This window comes from Trueperaceae bacterium, from assembly GCA_031581195.1.
GTDB lineage: Bacteria > Deinococcota > Deinococci > Deinococcales > Trueperaceae > SLSQ01.
In genome coordinates, this window is sequence record JAVLCF010000193.1 from 1 (window position 1) to 2,267 (window position 2,267).

The 2,267-nt window shown below is 61.2% G+C and carries 2 protein-coding genes; both read right to left on the minus strand.

Annotated features, from left to right (window positions below):
* Window positions 1-39: 39 nt before the first annotated feature.
* Window positions 40-828: an IS21-like element helper ATPase IstB gene (gene istB, locus RI554_11305; protein ID MDR9392601.1), complete on the minus strand. Its 789-nt coding sequence runs from the start codon at window positions 826-828 to the stop codon at window positions 40-42.
* The gene (gene istA, locus RI554_11310; GenBank protein MDR9392602.1) at window positions 825-2,177 is read right to left on the minus strand and encodes an IS21 family transposase; all 1,353 of its coding nucleotides are present in this window, start codon (window positions 2,175-2,177) and stop codon (window positions 825-827) included. Before istA ends, istB begins: the two co-directional genes overlap by 4 nt.
* Window positions 2,178-2,267: the final 90 nt, after the last annotated feature.

The window sequence follows — 2,267 nt, forward strand, 5'->3', positions numbered from 1 at the left end:
GACACTTTCGCCGGTTTGTGGTTGACACTTTCGCCGGGGTTATTTCATGGTGTCCTCCTGACTGGTGGTGGGGAGGCCGGCGTGTCGTCGGTGCTTCTGTCGGTAGGAGTCCCCTCGGATGTTGAGGGTGGTGGAGTGGTGGAGGAGCCTGTCGAGGAGGGCGACGGCGAGGACGGGGTCTGGAAAGATCTCGTGCCATTGTCCGTAGCTTTTGTTGCTCGTCACGATCGTGGGTTTGCCTGCCGTGTAGCGTTTGTTGATGGCTTCGAATAGGAACGTTGCGTCTTCTCGTGCGAGGGGTTGGAATCCGACTTCGTCGAGGACGAAGAGGTCCGCTCGGAGCAACGTGGTGTGGAGGGCGTGGAGTCGGTGCTTCTCCTGGGCTGCTCTCACCTTGTTGATGAGGTCGTGGAGGGTCAGGAAGTACGCGCGGTGCCCGTTCTCGATGGCTTTGAGGGTCAAACCGATGGCGAGGTGGGTTTTGCCGACGCCGGTGGGTCCGAGGATGAGGACGTTTTCGCCTTGATGCAGGAACCGTAGGGTGGCGAGCTCATCGACGGTGGTTTTGGGCACGCTGGGTTGCGCTTCGAAATCGAATTGGTCGAGGGTTTTCTTGCTGGGAATGCCGCTCCACTTGAGGTTGGCTGCGACGCGCCGTTCGAATCGGTAGGTACGCTCCGTCGTCAACAGTTCGTCGAGGAGCCACGCGGGACTGCGTTCCTCTTTCGCTGCCTTCTCGAGGAGGGGGTCGAGTTCCGCGAGGGCTGCGTGCAACTTGAGGAGTTCGAAATGCTCCCGCACCCGCTGGTAATGCACGGCCTCGCTCACGAGGTGGCCTCGAGCATGCGTTCGTACTCGGTGAGGGTGCGGGTTTGTACGAGCGGTGCGGTGGGCAGACCGGACGTCAGGCCGTCCGGATGATCGTGGGTCTGTTGGTACGTCTTGCGGGTGTTCCTAGGGCGCTTGGCGTGCCTTGCGGCCACGCGAATGCTTGCTTCATGCTCGGGTAGCGTGACGCGCTTGACGTGGGTTGAGGTGGGAAGCTGGTGCGTGGCGAGCACCTTCCCGTCATGGAGAACGTCGAACGTTTCGCCCGGCGCGATGCGTTGAATGCGGATGTGCACCGTGCGCCCTACGGCATGGGGTGGAACGCTGAATGCGCGACCCGCCAAGCGAACGTGGCTGTCGGTCTGAACCTTGCGGAGGAGGAGTTCACGCGTATCGAACCGGGGGACGGCGGCGGCGGGCCTGAGTGCATGCACCTCGTTGGCGTACCGGTCGATGGGTCGTTCACCGGTCGTACCGTGAACGCGGACGTTCGCCACGCGGTCCAGCCACGCGTCGACCTGTTGATTGAGATCCTCGAGCGTGGTGAACGTCCGTCCGGTTAGGAACGAGGTTTTGACGTACTTCACGCCCGCCTCGACCTTCCCTTTCGCTCGAGGCCAGTACGGTGGGCACGCGACGGGGAGCGCTCCGTAATGCTCGCAATAGTCCAGGAACGCCCGGTTGAAACGCACCTCCTCCCCCAGGGCAGGCCGATCGACGGCGGTCTTCATGTTGTCCACCAACAGTTCCTTGGGAACGCCATGGCGTTCGAACGCTTCACGTAAGCAGGCCAACAGGACAGGCTGTCTCGTGCTGGTCGTGAACCGCACGAACGACACTCTCGAGTAACCGAGAACGAACACGAACGCGTACAAGCGTTTCGTCTCGCCATGCTCCAGGATCGTGCCGCACTCCCCCCAATCCACCTGCGCTTGCTGACCGGGTTGGGTTTCGAACCGCTCAATCACCTTCCGAACGGACTCCTGCTTGATGGTGCTCACGTACTCTTTCAAGATCGTGATGCCACCCGCGTACCCCAACTCGCGAATCTCGCGCAGGAGCACGGTTGCTGGCAGATCGAACGCGTCCAAACGATCGCGAATGAAGTCCTTGAACGGATCCAACTTCGACGGGCGCACACGCCCCGAATCCACGTCGCTCGAGCGTTCCAACACGTTGTAGACCGACTGGCGACTCACGCCGTACCGACGAGCGATCCTCGCAATCGGCACGCCATCCAACACGTCTCTCTTCATCCTCAACCGAACCTCTCGTGCTATCACCGGGCTGGGCCTCCCTCCCTGGAGCTCTGAACCAGCCCCAAGGCTACGAGGGAGGCCCCCCGCCATCACTCAACAACCCAAAATCACCATCAGGAAATGGACAGAAGTGTCAACTTCCAACCGGCGATTCTGTCCAATTTAAAACCGGCGGCCACA